Raw genomic sequence first — 555 nt, 5'->3', positions numbered from 1 at the left:
CTATGCCGGCTGTCCGGTCAAAATGGGGTGCGCTCCAGTAGGGCATTTCCAGCGAAGTGTCCGTGGACAAGTCCGCGGACATTCCGGGCGGCAGGGCAGGGCCATACAGCGGCCAAACAAGGATAAAGTCGGGACCTTCTTCGTGAGCATGTTATGAAGATGTAGCGCTATGTAGCGCTACACTGTGCTACGCAGCGGACCTTGGCTGTAGCAAAGGCGGCAGTTTCAGTTGGCCATCTGTGTCGACATAGAGCAGGTTCGCATCCTGCAAAGCGTCGACCACCTGGGTAACCAATTCGATCTGCATTTCTTCGAGGCCGGGCAACTGGCAAGCATCTTGTTCATCGACCGGAACCTGCTCGACTAATTGTTGCTGAATAACGCCGAATATGTATTCGACATCCTCGGCACTCACGCCCTCGATGTCGGGCATGTGCAGCCCCGGCCTCTTGTGGCGTTGGACCGTTAGGTTGAGGGCGTGCTGCAGTCCAGCCGCGCGCTTCTGTGCTTCGTGCAGTTGGTCTGCCCCCTGAAAAGTGGTCCTCCCTGAAGTAG

1 protein-coding gene is annotated in these 555 nt (G+C 57.1%); it reads right to left on the bottom strand.

Annotated elements, in window-relative coordinates; translation table 11 throughout:
- Positions 1–187 precede the first annotated feature (187 nt).
- Positions 188–555, bottom strand: a 368-nt coding sequence (locus A3840_RS01795; RefSeq protein ID WP_205633328.1) for a hypothetical protein, incomplete at its 5' end; no start/stop codon positions are given.

Origin of the sequence: Devosia elaeis (assembly GCF_001650025.1) — a bacterium.
GTDB lineage: Bacteria > Pseudomonadota > Alphaproteobacteria > Rhizobiales > Devosiaceae > Devosia > Devosia elaeis.
Note: the sequence above shows the minus strand (reverse complement) of the source record. Positions and strands in the feature narration are given on the sequence as shown.